This window comes from Marinobacter sp. MIT930201 (assembly GCF_047122665.1).
GTDB lineage: Bacteria > Pseudomonadota > Gammaproteobacteria > Pseudomonadales > Oleiphilaceae > Marinobacter > Marinobacter salarius.
Genome location: NZ_CP138916.1, coordinates 4,117,763 through 4,137,774 on the forward strand (window position 1 = coordinate 4,117,763; position 20,012 = coordinate 4,137,774).

The 20,012-nt window shown below is 58.0% G+C and carries 20 protein-coding genes and 1 other RNA gene; 18 read left to right on the forward strand and 3 right to left on the reverse strand.

Annotation, left to right across the window (positions count from 1 at the left end; translation table 11 throughout):
• Positions 1–61: 61 nt before the first annotated feature.
• The 3 genes from SIC19_RS18730 to SIC19_RS18740 are packed head-to-tail and all read right to left on the reverse strand — an operon-like array spanning position 62 to position 2,662.
• Positions 62–1,009, reverse strand: coding sequence for an SDR family oxidoreductase (locus tag SIC19_RS18730; RefSeq protein WP_036205431.1), 948 nt, complete (start codon positions 1,007–1,009; stop codon positions 62–64).
• Positions 1,009–1,824 (reverse strand): lysophospholipid acyltransferase family protein, encoded by an 816-nt coding sequence (locus tag SIC19_RS18735; RefSeq protein WP_036205432.1) that lies wholly within the window; start codon positions 1,822–1,824, stop codon positions 1,009–1,011. Before SIC19_RS18735 ends, SIC19_RS18730 begins: the two co-directional genes overlap by 1 nt.
• Positions 1,825–1,831: 7 nt before the next feature.
• Complete coding sequence (locus SIC19_RS18740; RefSeq protein ID WP_185906489.1) at positions 1,832–2,662, reverse strand: D-hexose-6-phosphate mutarotase; 831 nt, start codon at positions 2,660–2,662, stop codon at positions 1,832–1,834.
• Between the two features lie 217 nt (positions 2,663–2,879).
• On the opposite strand from SIC19_RS18740, the gene SIC19_RS18745 reads away from it, so the two are divergent.
• The 18 genes from SIC19_RS18745 to SIC19_RS18830 all read left to right on the forward strand — a co-directional run bounded on the left by SIC19_RS18745 (position 2,880) and on the right by SIC19_RS18830 (position 20,003).
• Positions 2,880–3,572 (forward strand): 2OG-Fe(II) oxygenase, encoded by a 693-nt coding sequence (locus SIC19_RS18745; protein WP_036205439.1) that lies wholly within the window; start codon positions 2,880–2,882, stop codon positions 3,570–3,572.
• A gap of 70 nt (positions 3,573–3,642) precedes the next feature.
• Positions 3,643–3,739: signal recognition particle sRNA small type (gene ffs, locus SIC19_RS18750), an RNA gene on the forward strand.
• A gap of 122 nt (positions 3,740–3,861) precedes the next feature.
• The gene (dnaX, locus tag SIC19_RS18755; RefSeq protein WP_075196281.1) at positions 3,862–5,802 is read left to right on the forward strand and encodes a DNA polymerase III subunit gamma/tau; all 1,941 of its coding nucleotides are present in this window, start codon (positions 3,862–3,864) and stop codon (positions 5,800–5,802) included.
• A gap of 59 nt (positions 5,803–5,861) precedes the next feature.
• On the forward strand, positions 5,862–6,185 hold the full coding sequence (locus SIC19_RS18760) for a YbaB/EbfC family nucleoid-associated protein (RefSeq protein WP_174447635.1): 324 nt from the start codon (positions 5,862–5,864) through the stop codon (positions 6,183–6,185).
• 13 nt (positions 6,186–6,198) lie between these two features.
• Entirely contained in the window at positions 6,199–6,801 is a 603-nt protein-coding gene (gene recR / locus SIC19_RS18765; protein WP_036205441.1) for a recombination mediator RecR, read from the forward strand.
• Positions 6,802–6,820: 19 nt separating this feature from the next.
• On the forward strand, positions 6,821–7,969 hold the full coding sequence (locus tag SIC19_RS18770) for a ribonuclease D (protein WP_041334784.1): 1,149 nt from the start codon (positions 6,821–6,823) through the stop codon (positions 7,967–7,969).
• Positions 7,966–8,259 (forward strand): YcgL domain-containing protein, encoded by a 294-nt coding sequence (locus tag SIC19_RS18775; protein WP_127401415.1) that lies wholly within the window; start codon positions 7,966–7,968, stop codon positions 8,257–8,259. The genes SIC19_RS18770 and SIC19_RS18775 overlap by 4 nt, the downstream gene beginning before the upstream one ends.
• Positions 8,256–8,702 carry a YcgN family cysteine cluster protein gene (locus SIC19_RS18780; RefSeq protein ID WP_036205444.1) on the forward strand — a complete coding sequence of 149 codons (447 nt, stop codon included), beginning with the start codon at positions 8,256–8,258 and terminating at the stop codon, positions 8,700–8,702. Before SIC19_RS18775 ends, SIC19_RS18780 begins: the two co-directional genes overlap by 4 nt.
• Positions 8,702–9,046 carry a hypothetical protein gene (locus SIC19_RS18785; protein ID WP_036205445.1) on the forward strand — a complete coding sequence of 115 codons (345 nt, stop codon included), beginning with the start codon at positions 8,702–8,704 and terminating at the stop codon, positions 9,044–9,046. The genes SIC19_RS18780 and SIC19_RS18785 overlap by 1 nt, the downstream gene beginning before the upstream one ends.
• 38 nt (positions 9,047–9,084) lie before the next feature.
• Positions 9,085–11,061, forward strand: coding sequence for a VWA domain-containing protein (locus tag SIC19_RS18790; RefSeq protein ID WP_127401413.1), 1,977 nt, complete (start codon positions 9,085–9,087; stop codon positions 11,059–11,061).
• Between the two features lie 108 nt (positions 11,062–11,169).
• The gene (locus SIC19_RS18795) at positions 11,170–12,012 is read left to right on the forward strand and encodes an AAA family ATPase (protein ID WP_075196100.1); all 843 of its coding nucleotides are present in this window, start codon (positions 11,170–11,172) and stop codon (positions 12,010–12,012) included.
• Positions 12,013–12,034: 22 nt separating this feature from the next.
• On the forward strand, positions 12,035–13,213 hold the full coding sequence (locus SIC19_RS18800) for a vWA domain-containing protein (protein WP_127401411.1): 1,179 nt from the start codon (positions 12,035–12,037) through the stop codon (positions 13,211–13,213).
• 304 nt (positions 13,214–13,517) lie between these two features.
• Positions 13,518–14,078 (forward strand): AraC family transcriptional regulator, encoded by a 561-nt coding sequence (locus tag SIC19_RS18805; RefSeq protein WP_091641142.1) that lies wholly within the window; start codon positions 13,518–13,520, stop codon positions 14,076–14,078.
• Positions 14,079–14,087: 9 nt separating this feature from the next.
• Positions 14,088–15,731, forward strand: a complete 1,644-nt coding sequence (locus SIC19_RS18810; protein ID WP_091641139.1) for a hypothetical protein — start codon at positions 14,088–14,090, stop codon at positions 15,729–15,731.
• Positions 15,728–18,532, forward strand: a complete 2,805-nt coding sequence (locus SIC19_RS18815) for a tetratricopeptide repeat protein (protein ID WP_127401409.1) — start codon at positions 15,728–15,730, stop codon at positions 18,530–18,532. Before SIC19_RS18810 ends, SIC19_RS18815 begins: the two co-directional genes overlap by 4 nt.
• Positions 18,522–18,989, forward strand: coding sequence for a tetratricopeptide repeat protein (locus SIC19_RS18820; RefSeq protein WP_127401407.1), 468 nt, complete (start codon positions 18,522–18,524; stop codon positions 18,987–18,989). The genes SIC19_RS18815 and SIC19_RS18820 overlap by 11 nt, the downstream gene beginning before the upstream one ends.
• 42 nt (positions 18,990–19,031) lie before the next feature.
• The gene (locus SIC19_RS18825; RefSeq protein ID WP_127401405.1) at positions 19,032–19,340 is read left to right on the forward strand and encodes a hypothetical protein; all 309 of its coding nucleotides are present in this window, start codon (positions 19,032–19,034) and stop codon (positions 19,338–19,340) included.
• A gap of 18 nt (positions 19,341–19,358) precedes the next feature.
• Positions 19,359–20,003: a MotA/TolQ/ExbB proton channel family protein gene (locus tag SIC19_RS18830; RefSeq protein ID WP_036205450.1), complete on the forward strand. Its 645-nt coding sequence runs from the start codon at positions 19,359–19,361 to the stop codon at positions 20,001–20,003.
• Positions 20,004–20,012: the final 9 nt, after the last annotated feature.

The window sequence follows — 20,012 nt, forward strand, 5'->3', positions numbered from 1 at the left end:
GTTTCGCTTCCTGCGCTATGCGCCACTTTCCATAACGGCACCGATTTCGATCCTGTGCCGTTCACACCGGCTTCTTGTTCTCCCGGTAGAACCGGAATATCTCTTTTAGCGGGCGCCTGGGAGTGAAACCGAATTCCCTGGCGAACGCCCTGCCGTCGATGACTACAGGATACTTGAAAAAGTGCATCAGGTACGAAGGAAAACTTCGCAGGTTGAGTGTGCGCAGTATCATCCTGGGCAGTATGGGGGGAATGGATGGTACTGGTATGCGGCCGCAGCCGCAGAGCTTCAACGCATGCTGGTAGGCCACCCAGTCCTGCGGCGCGACATTGAAAATTCCCCGCTGGGGTTTGTTGTAAGCCAGCACGATGGCATCCGCCATGTCATCGATATGGATAAACTGCATCATCGGTGAAAAACCGGCCAGAACAGGTGCCCGTTCCATGCCCAGCAAGGTGCTGATGGAGTTGCGCACGCCTGGGCCGACAATGTTGCAGGGCCGCAGAATGGTGATATTCAGGTCCGGGTAGCGCCACAGGTAGATGTTGGCCAGGTTCTCCAGTTCCACGGAATCAATCAGGTCCGCGCTCAGCCCCGCACTTTTCAGCGGAGCTTCCTCGTCTATCAGCGCCGGGTTGTAGGCCACCGCGCCATAGACGTGGAAGGTCGACAGGACCACCACCCTTTTGATGTTGTACTTGTGGCTCAAGTCCAGCAGTTTCTGGGTACCGAGAACGTTGGCGTTGTACCGGCGCATTCGGGTGAGCTGGCTCGACATGATGCGGCCGAGATGAATGACGCCATCAAACCGGTAACGCCGGAAAAGGTCTTCGAAGGAGCGTTTGTTGAAGTCGATGCAGTAGCTGGGGATATCGTCGCCCAGATAGACCTGTTCTCGAAAATCCACGGCAACGAGGTTGCAGGTATCCCGCAGGCGGCTGATTACCTGTTGAGCCAGGGCGCCAGCTGCACCTGTTACAAGAATCTGGGGTCTGCTTTTTTCAACCATCAGAACAGCCTTTTCCTTTCGCTCAGTCCGGTATCGATCAATTCACTGATCGCTGCCTTCACCTGTTCCACCCGCTCTGTCACCTGTTCTTCGGGAATTTCCAGGTCGTCAAACACCATTGGGTCGCCAAAGTTCAGGTGGACTTTGGCCGGCAAGACAAACGGCATGGCCACCGGAGCGTAGGGAATGCCGAGCCACCGAGCCAGTGGTTTGATGTTGGCGATGGCGGGAATGGTTTCCTCACACCCGACCACGCCTACTGGCACAATGGGTGCCTTGTACTTCATGGCCAGGTGCATGAAGCCGTTACCGAACCGCTTGAGCTGGTAGCGATCCTGATACAGCTTTCCAGACCCGCGAATGCCTTCGGGGAATACGATGACGGCCTCGCCGTTGGCCAGCATCTTGGCGCAATTGGTGGGATCGCCCAAAACCGCGCCAAACTCGTTCAGCAAATTGCCGAGGTAGGGGACGGTCGGGAAAAAACGTTCGATCATTGCCCGGGGAATGCGCGGGTTTTTCTCGCGAGAGGCAAGGGCGTAGGCGATCAAAAGTCCATCTACCGGCAACTGCCCACTGTGATTCGGGACGATCAGCACCGGCCCCTCCGAGGGAATTTTGTCAACGCCGGTGGCCTCCACTCGAAAATACTTTTCGTAGATCTGGCGGGTCAGGGAGAAGCCGTACTTCATCACTTCGTTGTTATAGCCCCAGGGATCGTACCCCAGAGAACCAATCGGCTTGCGGATGCGATTGATGTGATTTTCCAGCTCTGCCGGGATCAACCGTGACTTCAGAATCGATGCTAGACCCATGTGATTTCTACTCTCTTCCTATCATAACGCCAAGGGTATGGCTCTGGCCCGCATTAAGCACACGGTAGTCACCAAGGGCATTGGCACTTTCAACGCACAGCATGGACTGCCAGGCAACGTCAGGAAAATCCGATAAACGTGCCGCCTTCTCCGGCCCCGGATTCCAGACAACCGTGGAGTCGCTGCCGATGGCGGTGATGCGCCGGTTCCCTGATGGGGTTTCAACGATCAGCGAATTGCCGCTTTCATAGATGCGGTCGGTTTCACCCTCGAAGCTCACTGGCCCTTGCTGTGTGTGGTAGCTCCAGTCTTTCAGGGAGTCCACGTATCCGCAGTTTTCGAGGCCTCTGACCAGCGTTTTGGAAATGTCCGGGGTCGGAAGATAGGTGTGAAGTGCCTGGGTAAACGCCAGCGGTTCCGAACCCGGATTGGTGGTGGTCAACGCCAGTTGGCAGCCGTCAGCCGAGAAGTGGAAGGTCATCAGTAACCGGGCGCGGCCGTCCCAGGCATCAGAAAAGTCACTGTTTGCATCCAGTGACAGGCTGATTTCCACGTCGTGCGCGGTTTCCCTGACATCCTCCAGCTTCCACACTGCCGTACGGGCGAAACCGTGGGAGCTGGTGGTCAGCAGCCTGCGGCGAACTTCCGGGGGATTTTTCTCGGGCGCCCCAAACCAGGGCCAGCATATCGGGATGCCACCACGGATGGCCACGCCGGGTTCAAAGCGCGCGGTGTCGCTTATCCACAGCCAGTCTGGTTCGTCACGGGCGGCAAAGTGAGTAAGGTGAGCGCCCTGCAGGAAAAGGCGGGCGTGGAACAAGGGGTGGTGTACCTCCATGGCTTCCAGTTGCCCGATGGTTGTCCATCGGGTGAACGACCAGTGCCCGGGTTTTAGTGTCACGTAGTGCCTCGTTACAGCTTTCTGGGTGGTCAATGGATTGTCGGTCTGAGGTGCCGCAAGCGTTACGGCATGTCCCTATACTCAGGGTAAATTAAAACTGTGCTTACGGCGAGAAACCATCATAAAATCGGCCGTCCCCGTCGGAGTTTGATGAATGATTGACCAGATTGCTGCCTCAGTTCCCGAGTCTTGCCAGGCCGGAGTCGACCTATCGACGCCGGGAGGCGATCAGTGGCTGGATGACTTGGCGGATGGTCTAACGGAGCACGGCTGGATGAGCCAGGATGTGTCTGTGCTGTTAACTCCATCCCTTTTGAAGGGGCTTCGTAGTGAAGTTCGGATATTGGACCGGACCGAGGCACTGCGTAAGGCGGGTGTGGGGCGTGGTCAGGACTTGCTCCAGGACAGATCCGTAAGGCGAGACAAGATTGCGTGGCTGCAGGGCGTGACGCCGGTTCAGGCGGCGTTGTTCGAGTTCTTCGAGTCGGTCAGGCTGGGGTTGAATGAGCGGTTGTTCCTGGGGTTGAAACGGTTTGAGGCACACTACGCCACCTATCACAACGGTGATTTCTACCGTCGCCATGTGGATAGCTTCCAGGGCAGGGCGTCGCGGGTTGTCAGCCTGGTTTTGTACCTTAATGAGGGTTGGCAGGAGGCCGACGGCGGCGCGTTGCAGATTTTCAATCGTGAAAACGAGAACGAGGTATGTGGCGTCGTATTGCCACTGGCAGGGCGGATGGCGCTGTTTATGAGCGAAGAAATTCCCCATGAGGTGTTGCCGGCCCACCGTACCCGTTACAGCGTCGCCTGCTGGTTCCGATGCGATGAAGTGCCGCTGCCATTGTAGTGCCGGAACCCTTTTGCTAATATGCGCGCCGCTTTGAGGGATTTCGCCCCAAAGCCCGTTATGGTGGCTCCATTGGTGCCTCCGCAACGATAAACCGTGAACCCGGTCAGGCCCGGAAGGGAGCAGCCGAAGCGGTGGACTTGTGTGCCGGAGTGTCGCTGATGGAGTCACCCCCAGATTTTTCCTTTTAACGCCCCCGATTATCCCTCTCTGATTGCTTCTTGTTGGCTTCTTCTAACATCCTGACCGTGCTATGGTTAAACCCATTTTTAACGGCAGTTGGCAGAACATGAGCTACCAGGTACTTGCCCGTAAGTGGCGCCCCCGGACATTCGAAGATATGGTCGGCCAGGAGCATGTGCTCCAGGCACTGATCCACGCCCTGGACAACCAGCGGCTGCACCACGCCTATCTGTTTACCGGTACCCGGGGCGTAGGCAAAACAACCATTGGCCGATTGCTGGCCCGATGCCTGAACTGCGAAACCGGCGTTACCGCCACGCCGTGTGGAACCTGCTCCAGTTGCCAGGAAATCCAGGAAGGGCGGTTTGTTGATTTGATCGAAATCGACGCAGCCTCCCGTACTGGCGTGGATGATATGCGGGAACTCACCGATAACGTCCAGTACTCGCCAACCCGTGGCCGCTTCAAGGTGTACCTCATTGACGAGGTACATATGTTGACCAACCAGTCCTTTAACGCTTTCCTCAAGACCCTTGAAGAACCCCCGGAACACGTCAAATTCCTGCTGGCGACCACGGATCCCCAGAAGCTGCCGGTGACCGTGTTGTCCCGTTGCCTGCAGTTCAACCTCAAGCGGATGACGCCCGAACACATTGCCGGGCACCTGCGCCACGTGCTGACCCAGGAAGGCATTCCTTTCGAAGAACCGGCCCTGTGGCTATTGGCACGTGCCGCGGATGGCAGTATGCGGGACGCCCTGAGCCTGACAGACCAGGCCATTGCCTTCGGCAATCAGACGCTCAGCGGCAGTGATGTCAGCAACATGCTGGGCACGATTGATCAAAGCGATATCGAGAACCTGGTGAATGCGCTGGTGGAAGACGACGGGCCCGCGCTGCTGTCCGAGATCAATCGTATTTCCGATTTTGCGCCGGATTACAGCGTGATCCTGGCGGACCTGTTGTCGCTGTTCCATCGGGTGACGATGGAACAGGTGGTGCCGGGCAGTGTCGATAATGCCCTTGGGGATGCCGCGCAGGTGGAATCCCTGGCGCGCCGGCTGAGCGCGGAAGACGCGCAACTCTTCTATCAGGCCGCGCTGATGGGCCGTAAGGACCTGGCGGTCACTCCCGATGCCCGCATGGGGTTTGAGATGACGTTGCTGCGAATGCTGGCCTTCCGGCCTGGCACTGACCGCCGTGAACCACCGGTGGTGGCCTCCGGGACGTCATCATCAGGGCAGGAGTCCCGGGAAGACCCTGAGCCTGGCCCGGCAGCGTCGGAGACAATAACAGCGGCTGTTGAGCCTGAACAAGCGCCTCAACAGCCAGATTCAGAACAGCGGGCAGAGCCAGAACAACGAACCGAACCGACGCCCCAGCCGGAGCCTCAACCGGAAGCCCAGGAGCCCGTACTGGAATCCCAACCCGCTCCCGCGCCAGAGGAGCCTGACGCTGCCTGGCTGGCGAGCCTGGATGAAGCGGCTGAATCTGCAGCGGCCGAAGCGGCCAGCACTGAGGATTATGAGCCCGAGCCCGTAGCGCCTGAGCCGGAATACGTCGAAGCGCCTCAGGCCGATGTGCCCCAGGTAGAATCAGCAGCGTCGACCGAATCGACTGAGCCGGCCGAACCGATCGAAGAACCCGCGGATACTGGCGAATTTGTCTGGGAACGTGATTTTCGCAGCCTGGGCATTGTGGGCATGCCGGGTAACCTCGCCAGTAATGCGGCTATGGCCCGCAACGGCGATGAAATCGTGCTGACCATCGATGAAGGTCACGCGCGGTTGTTGAACGCCCGCCATGAAGAAAAAATTATCGAGGCGTTGAGGAATCGGTTTGGCGCCACCATAACCCTGCGTGTGGAGCAGGGCGATGCTGAGGGCAAAACGCCGGCTGCCTGGGAAGAGCGCCAGCGGCAGGCGCGCCAGAAGGCAGCGGAAGACTCAATTCGCAATGATCCCGCAGTGCAGTCGATTGTTGAACGATTCGAGGCTCGGGTCGTCGAAAACAGTATCCGGCCGCCGAATCAGGCAAAGTCCGGCTAAGGTCTGCGGTTGGAGCCACGTGGTGGCAACTCTCTAAGGCAATTCTGTAGAAGGTGAGCGTGATGAACAATATGGGCGACCTGATGAAAAAGGCCCAGCAGATGCAGGAAGAAATGAAGAAGGCCCAGGAAGAGGCCGCCAAGGCCGAGATTACCGGCGAAGCCGGCGCGGGCCTGGTCAAGGTGACCATGAACGGTCGCCATGACGTGCGGAAAGTGGATATCGATCCGTCCCTGCTGAGCGAAGACAAGGAAATTCTGGAAGACCTGCTGGCGGCTGCTATCAACGACGCCGTGCGCCGTGTTGAGGAAAACCAGAAAGACAAAATGTCCGGCATGATGTCGGGTATGGGTATGCCTCCGGGCTTCAAGATGCCGTTCTGATCGAGGATAGCTGATGGCTTTTAGTCCGTTGGTAGACGAACTGGTGGAGTCTCTCCGCTGTCTGCCTGGCGTCGGTCAGAAAACGGCCCAGCGTATGGCCTTCCACCTGCTGGAGCGCGGCCGCTCTGGAGGCTCGCGGCTTTCTGACGCACTGGATCGTGCCATGACCGGTGTGCGCCGCTGTGAGAGCTGCCAGAACTTCGCCGATACGCCTACCTGCAATATCTGCGAAAACCCCGAACGACGGAATGGTACGCTCTGCGTGGTGGAAAGCCCCTCAGACCTTCTTGCCATTGAGCAGGCGGGCGATTATCGCGGCAGCTACTTCGTGTTGATGGGGCATCTGTCGCCCATCGACGGCGTGGGCCCCGAGGAAATCGGTATTGAGCGGCTGCTGCAACGCATCCACGGAGAAGGGGTGACGGAGCTGATCCTTGCGACCAATCCAACTGTGGAAGGTGAGGCGACTGCCCACTACATTGCCGACAGGCTGGATGGCCGCAATATCCTGATTACCCGTCTTGCCCATGGTATCCCGGTGGGGGGCGAACTGGGTTATGTTGACGGATTTACCCTGACCCATGCCTTCCGTGGCCGAAAACCTCTGACTGATTAAACCTGACCGGGATTATTATATGGATTCCAACACCCCGGCCGCTTCCGTTCCTGCGGCTCCCGACACGGTTACCTGGATTCGGGAGCCGGACGACCTGGACCGCTGGCTTGCCGAAGGGCAAGGCGAACCGCTTGCACTGGATACCGAGTTCGAACGGGTCAACACCTTCTTCCCGATTCCTGGTCTGGTCCAGTTGGGGATGGGGCAGCGGTTCTGCCTGGTAGACCCGTCGGTCGCAGAGGCGTCAGAGGGCTTTCGCAACGCGCTCACCGACCCGGACACCCCCAAATTGCTATACGCCATGAGTGAGGATCTGGAACTGTTCCGGCACTGGTTGCAGCTGGAACCGGAGGGCATTCTCGACCTGCAGATCGGCGCCGCGCTGGCCGGTGCCGGCTTTTCCGTCGGTTATGCCCGGCTGGTGGAAACTCTCTTCGGTGAATCACTGGATAAATCGGCGACGCGCTCGGATTGGGTTTCTCGCCCGCTTTCCGCGGCTCAGGAACGCTACGCTCTGGACGACGTTCGCTTCCTTGTTCCCTTGTATCACTGGGTGATTACTCGGTTGCAGAAACGGGGCCTTGAAGCGGCATTGGCTGACGAATCCACTCGATTTTCAAAGGAACTGGCAGCCCAGGATAATCCCGACAGCCATTACCTGAAACTGCGAGGCGGCTGGACATTGAGCCGCCAACAGCAGGGGGTGCTGAAAACCCTGGTGTGTTGGCGGGAACATGAGTCGCGCCTCCGGGATCGGCCCCGCAACCGTGTTGTGGCCGATGCGCTGCTGATTGCCATCGCCCAGAGACTGCCACAGTCAGTACGGGAGCTATCGAATATCCAGGGCTTGCCTCCGGCCGTGGTCAGGCGCTACGGGGATACGATTATTAATATGGTTGCGGAGGCATCGACCGCGGATAATTCCGGCATCGACGTTATTGCCGCTCCGCTGAGCCGCCAGGACCAGATGTTCTATAAACAGCTCAAACGGCTGATGGTGAAGGCGGCGGAGGAACGGGATGTGCCGGTGGAACTGCTGGCGCCTCGCAAGCGCCTTGAGGCTGTTGTACAACAACGAAACCTGGCTGCCGGGCTGTTTGACGAGGGCTGGCGCCGTGACCTCCTGGCACCGGTGCAGGAACAGATTGAGGAATTACTGAAATCATGACCGAAAAGACCTTTGTGTCGGTGTTTCGCAGCAGTAAAAAGCCGGACACGTATATCTACGTTCGACGGGGCCAGGCCTGGGAAGACCTGCCGGATAGCCTGCGGGGCATATTCGGCCAGCCAATACACGCCATGGACCTGATCATGACACCGGAACGGAAGCTTGCCCGAACGTCTGGCAAGCAGGTTCTGGAGGCTATTGCCGACAAGGATTTCTTCCTGCAGATGCCTGAGGAATCCAGCGGCTACGTTGTAGACTTTCGCCGTAAACCGGAGCCCGGCCGGGAATGATTGCAGAGATTCCGTTCTGGCAACGCAAACGTCTCCATGAGATGACCGCCAAGGAATGGGAGTCCCTGTGTGACGGCTGCGGAAAATGTTGTCTGGCCAAGCTGGAAGACGAAGACACCGGCGATGTCTACTACACTGAGCTGGTATGCCGTTACATGGAGCAAGACACCTGTCAGTGCAGCGTGTACTCCGAGCGTTTGCAGAAAGTGCCTGCATGCACGGTGCTGACACCGGATACGCTGAGCGACTACCATTGGCTGCCGTATACCTGTGCCTACCGCACACTGGCGGAAGGGCGTGCGCTTGCAGACTGGCACCCGCTACGGTCGGGTGACCCCGATACGGTTCATGAAGCGGGTGTATCGGTGCGTAATCGCGTGATCTCGGAAGCCGATGTACCGGAAGACGATTGGGAAGAACACATAATTCACTGGATCCTTTGATGATAGACGCAGAAACAAACCTTGCTTACGGAATATTCTGGGCCCTGTACGCCGTCGCCTTCGTGGTGTTCTTCTACACCATATCCCGCCTGTTTCGGGTAATTCCGGTTTATGCCATCCGCACGCTGTTGCAGGCCGCGTTGATTGTCCTCCTGTTGACCCCGGTCGAGTCCGGAGAGGTAGCTGGCTGGTGGATGCCGGCCTGGTTGCACGGCGGCTACGAAACCATTCTGGGTGATGCCGCCAACGCGGGCCGGGCCTTTGTGAACATGGGCATAGCATCCTTGGTGATGGTGTTGGTGTGGGTTCTTGACCTCGTCAGATACCGGCTGGTTAAACGCTGAGACTTTCCTTGATCACCACCTCGCATGGAGCTGCCCTGATGCGACTTCTAAGCCGCCTGCTTGCTGTCATCCTCATCCTGCCAATTACGGCGCTTGCACAGCAGGCGCCAACCCTGCAGTTACCCGACAGTGCCGATGTCCGAATTATTGTCGACATCTCCGGCTCCATGAAAACCAACGATCCGGACAACCTGCGCCGCCCGGCTGTGCGTCTGTTGGCGCGTATGCTGCCTGGGCAAGCCAATGCCGGAGTTTGGACCTTTGGTCAGTACGTCAACATGCTGGTGCCCCATGGCAAAGTCACTGATGACTGGCGGGGGCTGGCTGTCGAACGCTCAGATGAGATCAATTCGGTCGCCCTTCGTACCAATCTGGGGGAGGCGATTCAGGTTGCCAGTGATGATTACCTGTTGGGCTCGGAGAGCCTCGACAATACGGACTTCATTCTACTCACCGATGGCAAAGTGGATATCTCCGATAACGAGAGCGCCAATGATCGCGAGCGTGAGCGGATTCTGGGGGCATTGCTGGACGATCTGAGCAGCCGCGGTGCCACCCTTCATACCGTCGCATTGTCCGAGGAGGCAGATCTTGCTCTTTTGAAGAGCCTTGCGGAACGCACCGGGGGCCGCTATGCCCTGGCGTCGTCCGCTGATGCACTGACTCTGGCTTTTCTTGAAGCACTGAACACCGCCGTGCCGCAGCAGCAGATTCCCATTGAGGACAATGGCTTTCAGGTGGATGGTGGCGTAGAGGAATTTACCGCGCTGATTTTTCGCGCTGGTGACGAGTCTGCCGCTAACCGAACGCTTGAACTGGTCAGTCCCGGCGGCACCAAGGCAGGGCCGGACTCAGCCACCGAGGGAATGCGTTGGGTGCGCGAAACGGAATACGACCTGATTACCGTCACCGATCCTGAGGCGGGCGACTGGACGATCAACGGCGAGTTGGGTGAGGGCAGTCGGGTCACTGTCGTCAGCGATCTGCGGATGGTGGTGAGCCCGGTCCCGCCAACATTCACGGAAAACGAACCAGTATCCCTTCAGGTGGCCTTCTTTGAGGAAGACAGAAAAATTGAAAACCGGGACTTCCTGGGGGTTATCGATGTCAGTGTGTCATTAACCTCAGAGGACGGGCGCAGCGGTAACAAGGTGTTGTCTCCGGATGAGCCGCCGCAGGACGGCGTCTATACGGACACTATCACACGACTGCCTGATGCCGGTGAATACCAACTCAGCGTTGTTGCGGATGGTCAAACGTTCTCCCGACGCTTCAGTACCGTTACCCGATATATTCAGCCCGAGGGCGAACAAGCCCCAATTGAGGCAGTCGTTTCTGACGAGCCCTCGCAGGAAGCGCCAGTGATGGAGGATGAGTTGCCAGAGGCCTCACCCGCTCCCGAAATTGAATCGCCTGTGTCCAGTTCCGGGCCGATCGATATCAGCCAGGTTGAAGAGCCAGAACCGAAGCCGCTTGAGGAACAGCCTGTCGATAAGGAAGAGGCGGAACCGGAAACGCCGGCCACCGTTGAGGAGGCGGCGAGCGGCATTCCGTTCTGGGTATGGGCCGCTGCCGGCACCTTGGGTGTGGTGGCTGTCGCCGGGGTGGCATTCCTGTTCGTCAAGCGCAGAAAATCAGCGCAGGATCAGGGCAACAACGAGGAGCCGCCCCTGGTCGCAGAGGAAACGCCGGAGGAAGAGGCTACCGCCGCACCCGAACCTGAACAGGCGCCTGAAGACGTACCCGAAGAGATACCTGAACCAGAACCGGTGCCGGAACCCGAACCCGAAGAATTGCCGGAACCTGAAGAGGTGCCGGAACTCCAGCAAGACGAAGCGTTGCCCGAGGACGATATCCCCGTTGCTGATGCGGAGGTGGAGGACGGTGAAGACGAATTCGGGCTGGAGGACTTTGATCTCTCCGAGTTCGACGATTTGCCAGCCACTGATGAGGATAGTGAGCCCACAGACGATGAGTCTGAAAACGACGATAAGGATGGCGGAAAGGATCGGTAGTTGGCGGTTAATCGAACAGGGCTCTTATCAGAACGGCTTCGGTTCTCTATACTCTGAGTCTATTTTCAAACAGACGTTTAACCGTTAATTGAACAGGACACTATCAGCATGAAGTTTACCGGTACCGAGAAATATGTTGCGACTGATGACCTGCAGATGGCCGTCAACGCAGCCATAACGCTGCAACGCCCGCTACTGATCAAGGGCGAGCCCGGCACTGGTAAAACCCTCCTGGCCGAAGAAATGGCTGCGTCCCTCGGCCTGCGCTTGATTCCCTGGCACATCAAATCCACCACTAAGGCCCAACAGGGACTGTACGAATACGATGCGGTCTCCCGTCTGCGGGATTCCCAGCTCGGTGACGAGAAGGTCAAGGACATCAGCAACTACATCGTCAAGGGCAAGCTGTGGGAAGCCTTCGAATCCGAGGAGCAGGTGGTACTGCTGATCGATGAAATCGACAAGGCGGATATCGAGTTCCCGAACGATCTTCTGCTCGAACTCGATCGCATGGAATTCTTCGTCTACGAGACACAGCAGTCTGTGCGTGCCAAGCATCGGCCTATCATCGTGATCACCAGTAACAACGAAAAGGAACTGCCGGACGCTTTCCTGCGCCGTTGTTTCTTCCACTACATCAGCTTCCCGGATCACGACACCATGAAGAGCATCGTGGACGTGCACTTCCCGGGTCTGCAGCAGCAGGTGGTTCGCGATGCGCTGGAAGTTTTCTTCGACGTTCGCAAGGTGCCAGGGCTGAAGAAGAAGCCGTCCACTTCAGAACTGATCGATTGGCTCAAACTGCTGATGGCGGATGACCTGTCTGCCAAAATGTTGCAGGAGAAGGACACCAGTTCCGCCTTGCCGCCGCTGTATGGCGCACTGGTGAAGAACGAGCAGGATGTTCACCTGTTGCAGAAGTTGGCCTTCATGGCCCGTCGTCGCAGCTGAAATACAGCAAGAGCAGCACCCTATGTTGATTGATTTCTTTCTCGAAGTCCGGCGGGCCAAGGTGCCCGCCAGTCTGCGCGAACTCCTCGACCTGCTTGAAGCTCTGCAGAACAGGCTCGCCTTTGCGAATATGGAAGAGTTTTACTACCTGGCTCGTGTCTGCCTGGTCAAGGACGAGCGCCATTTCGATAAATTCGACCGGGCGTTCCAGGCCTATTTCGAGGGCATAGAAAACCTCGATGACCTGATGCAGGCGTTGATTCCGGATGATTGGCTGCGCGCAGAATTTGAAAAGCAGCTGTCAGAAGAGGACAAAGCCAAAATCGATTCCCTCGGCGGGCTGGAAGAACTGATCGACACCTTCAAGAAACGCATGGAAGAGCAGAAGGAGCGTCATCAGGGTGGCAACAAATGGATTGGCACGGGCGGTACCTCACCCTTCGGTGCGAACGGTTACAACCCGGAAGGTTTTCGCATTGGACAGAATAAGGGTCGTCATGGCCGCGCCGTAAAGGTTTGGGAAAAACGGGAATTCAAGGACCTGGACGACAGCGTTACCCTTGGCATCCGCAATATCAAGGTAGCCATGCGCAGGCTGCGTAAGTTTGCCCGCCAGGGTGCCGCGGACCAGCTCGACATGGACGATACCATCCGCTCCACTGCCCGCAATGCCGGGTACCTCGACTTGAAGATGGTTCCCGAGCGGCACAATGCGGTCAAAGTCCTGATCTTCTTCGACGTGGGTGGCTCCATGGACCCTCACGTGCGGGTCTGCGAGGAGCTCTTTTCGGCTGCCCGGCTAGAATTCAAGCACATGGAGTACTTCTACTTTCACAACTTCATCTACGAAAGCGTGTGGAAGAACAACATCCGCCGGATGAACGAAACGACGAGCACCTGGGACATTCTTCACAAGTACACGCCGGACTACAAAGTGATCTTCGTGGGGGATGCCACCATGGCGCCCTATGAGGTGTCACACCCAGGCGGCTCCATCGAGCATTGGAACGAGGAAGCCGGTGCAACGTGGTTCCAGCGAATGACCGACCACTTCCGCAAGGTAGTGTGGATCAATCCATTGCCGGAGAATTACTGGGGCATGGGCGGTTCGCTCGGTATGACCCGCCAACTGGTGAATGACCACATGTATCCGTTGACCATTGAGGGTCTGGAATCGGCCATGAAACAACTGAGCAAATAAAAAAAGCCGATGCGGTTGATGGCATCGGCTAAGCTCGGCATATCAAACGGGGGCGCCAATAGGCTTCCCCGCGTTCTTCCCGGAGCAAATCCGGGGCCAGTTAAAGATAACGTCTGTAAATCAGTCAATTAACTGCGATCAAGCGCCTTTCTCTAAAACGTGACATACCCCAACGTTTTCCTCCTGTTAAAAAATCCGACGGTTTCGGATTTCCAATTGGTGATCTGGATACCGTTCTTGCCTGTTACCAAGTGTTACTCTTTCTGCCGGTTTGTTACAGAGCATTGCTAGAGGCAGGAAGCGTATGGTCGCCGGAGCGCAGCAAACAGTAACGGTTGGGCGCCAGGTCAGGGTGGCGTGGCCGGTCATTTTGGTCATGATGGTGGCATCTCAGCTCGGTTTGACGCGTAGCGCCTTTGCTGAATCGCTGGACCAGGAGATCGACCGCCTGAAAGCCGATGTGGCGGACCTCAGCCAGACGTTGTACCAACTGGAGGAGAACGTACTCTACCCAGTCGACACGCAAGTGGCAGTTTTCCTGACACTCAGGAATCGGGAGGGGCTGGATCTGGACTCGGTGGAACTGTACCTGAACGACACGCCAGTTGCTTCCCACCTCTATACCGACCAGGAACGTGACTCCCTGAAGCAGGGCGGTGTCCAGCGGCTCTATATCGGTAACCTGCCTCATGGCGCCCATCAACTAAAAGCGGTTCTGACGGCACGTTCAGCGAATGAACGCTTTGTTCGCCGTGAAGCGACCCATCAATTTCGGAAGCGGCCCGGTGAATCCCGCATACAGCTGTCTCTGGATGCCGCGGCGCCGGACTACGAACCAGTGGTTTCGTTTCAGGAATGGAAATAGGGCGAAAGGATGGTCGTGCTCGCTAAGTTTCGGAAAGTCTCCACACGGTTTGCTCTCAGTCTGACCGCGGCCCTTATCCCGGGGCTGGCGTCCGGAGGCAGCGATTTGGCGTCGTTGCACTTGGGGCTCGCACAATTCGCCCTGGACACCCATGAACCGGCTGCAGCATTGCGTTATACCCGGAATGCCACTACCGAAGCCGAACGCCTGGTTCGCGCTAAAGCATTGTTAGTCACGGGGAGTCATCAGGAGGCTGAACGGCTGCTGAAAGAACTGATCGAAGGACAGTATTACCGCGGGCAGGCGGCACTATTGCTGGCGGAACTGCCGACGGACTCTGGAGACAACAAAACCCGGGAATACCTTGAAACTGCTGCGAAGCGGGCCAGTGGCAGTGACCGGCAAAAGGCGCTTTATCGATTGGCCGAGATTGAGCGGGAGGCGGGGCATACCGATCGGGCCGGGAAGGTGCTGGCGTCCATGGAGCCAGGCTATTGGGCTGCGCTGGGTTACATGAACATTGCGGCTGACTACGGCAGGCAGGACCGGAATCCATCGCGAGCACTGGTTGCACTTCGAGTGGCTCTGGCCATGTCCGAAGAAGACGTCGACAGCCAACGCAGCCAGGAACTCAGAAGCCGACTACTGGTTCGCGCCGGCTACCTTGCTTACGATCACGGAGACTACGAAAAGGCCATCGGCTTCCTGGAGAAAATCTCCCTGGAAAGCTACAGCACATCCCATGGCCTCTACCTTCACGGTCTTGCGCTCTCTGCCAGTGGCAACCAGCGGGCGGCAATGCAGTCCTGGCATCGCGCCAAAAAGTACCCACTGGCCTATCCCGGTGTGGCCAATGCCTGGCTTGGAACGGGTAGGGGGTACGACCTCGCCGGTTACCTGGGGCAGGCGGGTGAAGCTTATCTGGCAGCAAATGCGTCCTATGAAAGTGAACGGGTGACCCTTCGCAAACTGGCTGACCAGATCCGTCAGAAAGGTGCGTATCAGGCGCTGGTACTGGACGCACGGAACTCTGAGGCCCAATGGTTCCTTGCCGACAACCGTACGCTCACACAGCCCCGTACTGCCTATCTGATTCGTTTCATTGAGCAGCCCGCTGCCCAGGCCGCCGTCAACCGGGTGGCTGAACTGAAGGAGATGAGGCAAACACTGAATCAGCGGGAAGACAGCCTTGCTGTTTTTCGGGGGGCCATCAGTGAACGTTTGGGGCCTGTGGGGCACAACGTTGATGGCGGTCCCTTCAACGAAGAAATCAAAGAGCTGGTGCAGCGGTTGGCGAACCTGAAAGCCCGGACCATCTCTCCTGCACAACAAGAGGCGCTGAAAGGTGTAGCCAGGACATTGGCCGATCTGAAAGCGTCCGTTGGCAGGCTTGATGGAAGATTGAAAAAGAAAGATCGCAAGCTCACTGAACTGGTGACACGCACCGACCATGCGCTGGAGCGGATACGGACGGTTCGTCGCACGGCCGATGCACTTCTGAGCAGGGCAGAGTCGGAACTGGATGAACTGGCTCTGGCCTATGTCGAAGAGCAGGATCACCGTATGGCGTTTGCGTTGGATCGGACCGAGCAGCAGATTGCCCACCTGTACGAGTATCTGGCCCTGGAAAACCTTGAGCGAGGTCAGCAATGAAGCCAGTGGTGTCAATTTCCCTGACGGTGCTGTTTACGGCGTTCGCGGCGAGTGCCCAGGCACAGGAATCTTTCCGGGTAGAGCTCGGTCGCGACGGCGAAACCATCGCTGATATGCGCCCGGTTTTTCTGGAATTCCAGTCCCGACCGATGCCGGCCATATCGCCAACAGAAGTTGCCCGTCGATACCAGCGATTGTTTGAACACTCTGATGAACCTGAAGTACGCATTGATGCACTTAACCGACTTTCCAATATCCAGAAGGTGACTGACGAGGACGTCAGCTTCAGCGAAGAACGCGAACAACAGGTATACCGGCAGGCGCTGGAAAGTTACGAATCCATTCTCGACAGGGGCGCCTACCAGGGCCGGCTTGATGAATTGCTATACCAGATGGCGAAGGCTCATGCCTACACGGGGCAGGCGGAGGAGTCTATTGACCGGTTACGCCAACTGGTTGGTCTGTATCCTTCGTCCTCCCTGGTACCTGAGGCCCGCTTCCGCATTGCCGAGGCAGCGTTTTCGGCGGGAGACTATGCCGAGGCTGAGTCCGAGTACAGCCGTGTGATCTCGAGTGACGGCACCGATAGCCTGAAAACCAAGGCCCGATATATGCAGGGCTGGAGCCAGTACAAGCAAGGGTCTTCTGGCCGGACAAGGGCCGCAAAGACGTTCCTGGCGGTACTGGACGGTGTCGGTGAGGAAACCAGTGGGTTTCGCCGCATTCCTGCCAGCGACGCTGAACTGGTTGACGACACCTTCAGGATTGTCGCTCTGATGGCGGCGGAAGACCGGGGCGTTGAATCCCTGGCAAGCTGGTTGACCGATGCGGGTGGCAAGGGCTTCGGGTACCTGCTGTACGACAGGCTGGCAGATTACTACGCCAGCAACCGGCGTTTTGAAGACAGCGTGGCGGTGAACAATGCCTTTGTTCGCGATTTCCAGGCGCATAACGCCGTACCGGCCTTTCTGGCCCAGAATGTGGATGTCTGGCGCATGGCGGGGCAAACTGATCGCGCAAGGGCCGCCAGGGCTGAGTATGTCCAGGCATTTGCCGGCGATGCCCGTTACCAGCAACTCGCGAAAGCGGATCAGGAACGCTGGCAGAATTTCAGCCGGTCACTGGCGGACTATCACTATGATCAGGCCGAAGAGGGGCAAGTGGAGCGCCAAGTGGCATCTTTCCGGTTGGCTGGGGGTTACTACAGTCAGTTGGCTGGCCGGAGCGGCCAGAAGGGAGACGTTCTTCGCATGGCCGGTGATGCGTTCCTGCAGGCAGGTGACCACACTGACGCCTTCAAGCATTACCAGCGTGCGGCTTATGACACGGATCATGAGACAAAAGAGTATCCGGGGGCGGCGGATGCCGCCTGGGCTGCCATCGTAATTCAGCGTGATGCGCTGGACAATCGCAATTCACTTCCCGCGACACTGGACGACCTGGCTGCAGCCGCCGACCGCTTCGCGGCTGAGTTCCCAGAGGACGAACGTCAGGCTGGTCTGACGGCGGATATCGCCAACCGAATGCTCGCGGAGCATCGTTATGCTGACGCCCATCGGTTTGCCGAGCTTGCCATAGCCCATCCGTTGGTCAGCCCAGCCGAACGCTACAGTGCCTGGGTCGCAGCCGGTGAGGCGAACCTGGCGATGGCGTCTTATGGGCTTGCTGAAAATGCCTGGCGTCAAGCACTGGCACTGATTTCAGAGGGGCTGTTACAGGAAGGGCGGGCCAAAGATACCGACAGTCTGAAACGGCAACTAGCCAGCAGCATCTACTACCAGGGGGAGAAAGCGGCGAGCGAGGGCCGCATTGACACCGCCGTGGCGCATTTTCAGCGTGTGGAGTCTGCGTTTCCGGGGTCGGACATTGCGATCAAGGGCCGTTACGACGCAGCGAATACACTTCTGAAGGCAGAGCGCTGGCAGGCTGCCGTTAATGAACTGACCCGATTTTGCACGGATTACCCTCAGCATGACCTGACCCCAACCGTAGGCGAAAAGCTGGTGTTTGCCTATCAGTCATCGGGCCAATGGGTGCGCGCGGCGGATGAAATCATGCGTGCCGACGAAGGAGAGTCGCCGTCCTGGGATCAGCAACTGAGGGCGGCTGAGCTGTATCACAAGGCAGAGGCCCATGCGCGTCGCAATCGCATCTACGTCGTGTGGCTCAACCGCGATTCCGCTGCTGCCGATTCCGAGAGCCATATCCTTAGTCAGACCCTGCGCCAGCGTCTTGTGCTCGACGATGTGGAGCCGCGGCGATATCGAATCGAGTTGGTAGAGCGAGAGCTCGCCAGCCAGTGGCATTCGGAAGACACGCTGACGTGGGCTGGGCGGGCAGCCATCGTGCTGGGGGCGGAGGAGTCCGAGCGGTTTGCCGATGTTCCGCTACAGATTCCATTGGCCGAATCCCTGGGGCGCAAACAAGCGGCCCTCTCGGCTGCGCGGGAACGTCTCTCACAAGCTGAGAAGCTGATTGGCGAGGGCGCAGGTTCGGAAATTCTGTTCCGTCGGGCAGAGCTGTACCGGGTGATGGCGCAGGATCTCATGACGTCAGAAGCGCCGGCGAATCTGAGCGACCTTGAGGCAACCCAGTACCGGATGTTGCTTGAAGAAGAGGCCTACCCGTTCGAAGAGAAGGCTATTGACCTGCACGCAAGGAATCATCAACGCCTGGCGGACGGAAGGTTTGATGAGTGGATGGAACGCAGCCTGCAAGTTCTGGCGGACCTGTTCCCCGGCAGGTACGACCGGGAGGTGCGCTGGATGACGTGGAATGAGGAGGTCAACGATGATGCCTGAAACAGCACGTGCGGTTCTGCTCACTGGGTGTCTCGCGTTGCTAGCGGGGTGCGCCAGCCAGCCCAGGCCGGAGCCGGTGGTCGTCAACACCGCCGAGGCCAGTGAACTGGCACGTCAGGCCTGGAAGGCACACCAGCAGGGACGCAAGGAAGAGGCCCTCGAACGGTACCGTGAGGCTTTTGATATGAACCCGGGCAACGCGCTCACGGCCAACAACCTGGCATTGTTACTGCGAGAACAGGGACGATTTGAGGAGGCGGTGACGGTGCTGGAGACGGGGCTCAGCCACTCCCCGGTTACCGCCGAACTGCATTACAACCTTGCTGTTATCTCAGAGCTGTATCTGCTGGATCTGGATGGCGCACTGACTCACTACCGCCGTTACCGCGAGTTGGCGGGCACCGAGGAGAAGCAGGTGGCCGGATGGATTGCGGACCTTGAAAGAAGGCTGGACTGAATGCGCTTTTATCGACGATTGGCGACGGCCGGGATGAGCTTGATGCTTACCCCGTTCATGGCCTTTGCAAATGAGGCGTCCAATGCCTCGGAAGCGGTTGTGTCTCAGGCCGCGGATAACACCGTCGCACTGGGCGTGGAGGGAATCAACCACCATACCGGAGACGATGATCCCGGCGTGCTTTATATCCTGCCCTGGCAGCCGCCGACCTTGCCGCGGCGTTCACGCGCTGAACTGGATGCCGGAAGCGAGGAACTGCTCGAACCCAAGGACCCGCTGACCCTTGAGCGTCACCGGACGTTTCGTGAAACCCTGAATCCATTGTTGGATTCCACTCTTTCCCTGCAGTAGAGAACCGGGAGTCTGAATATGCTGGAAACTGTTGTTCGTTTTTTTCAGGAAGGTGGTCCCTTCATGTATCCGATTGCCATTGTGCTGGCCATCGGCCTGGCGATTACCGTTGAGCGTTTCATCTATCTCGCTTCGGTGCGCCGCCGGAACCGGCTTGCCTTTGAAAAGGGCATACTGCCGCTGCTGAGGAAGCGGGATTACCAGCGGGCGATGAAAGCCGCGACAGGCTCTGACAGTGCCATCGCGTCGATCATGAGCGCCGGCATTGGTCGGCTACTGAATAATCACTCCCGCGAAGATGTTGAGTACGCCATGGAAGAGGGGTTGATGGAAGTCTTGCCCCGTCTTGAGAAACGTACCCAATACCTGGCAACCCTGGCCAACATCGCGACACTCCTGGGCTTGTTGGGCACGATCATCGGCCTTATCGCCGCGTTTACGGCAGTGGCCGCTGCAGATCCGTCCCAGAAGGCGTCGCTGTTGTCGGAAAGTATCTCCGTTGCCATGAATACCACGGCGTTCGGGCTGATGTCGGCCATTCCCCTGTTGATGTTTCATGCACTGCTTCAGACCCGTACCAATGAAATCGTCGACAGTTTCGAGATGGCCGGGGTGAAGCTGCTGAACATTATCTCCGAGCAGCCCGCCCCCCAATCCGCCTGAGCCAGGGTT